General features: G+C 49.4%; 1 pseudogene. It reads right to left on the reverse strand.

Annotation, left to right across the window (positions count from 1 at the left end):
* Window positions 1-55: 55 nt before the first annotated feature.
* A pseudogene (locus R7Z47_RS26295) lies at window positions 56-557 on the reverse strand (TrkA C-terminal domain-containing protein); the annotation flags it as partial.

Consider the following 557-nt stretch of genomic DNA (forward strand, 5'->3'; position numbering starts at 1 on the left):
CAAGAATATGGCTAAGGGTTTGATCTTGCAGTGCATCGCCCAAATTCAAACCTTACATCATCGCCACGTCGGCCAGTTTCACTTCGATATCTAAGAAGAAATCACCAAAGAAACGAGTCAGAGAGGCTTTCTCCGGCGCTTCACTGAACAACAAGCTCAGTGCAGCTAAGTCTTTCTCTTGAGCCAATACACATAGGGTATCGTCTTCTTCCAACCTGGTACTGCCCGATGGGTGAAGCAGTTCTTGATTACGGAAAACAGCCGCAATGCGCGTACCTTCAGGCATCGACAAACTACGCAGCGGTTCGCCAATGCACCATTTATCCGCTTTCAATCGGTAAATAAACAGTTCCCACTCACTGGTTGGGTAAATCTCCACACCAGTGCGAGAGATTGGCTCGGGCTTTGGTGGCAACTCAACCTTGGCAAGCGACATCGCTTTGGTCAGCGTACCGCCCTGAACGATCAGCGATACCATAACCACGAAGAAGGCCAAGTTGAAGTACAGCTGCGCGTCTGGCAAACCAGCCATCATAGGGAATACCGCAAGAATGATT

It is taken from the genome of Vibrio sp. 1641, from assembly GCF_033339995.1.
GTDB lineage: Bacteria > Pseudomonadota > Gammaproteobacteria > Enterobacterales > Vibrionaceae > Vibrio > Vibrio alginolyticus.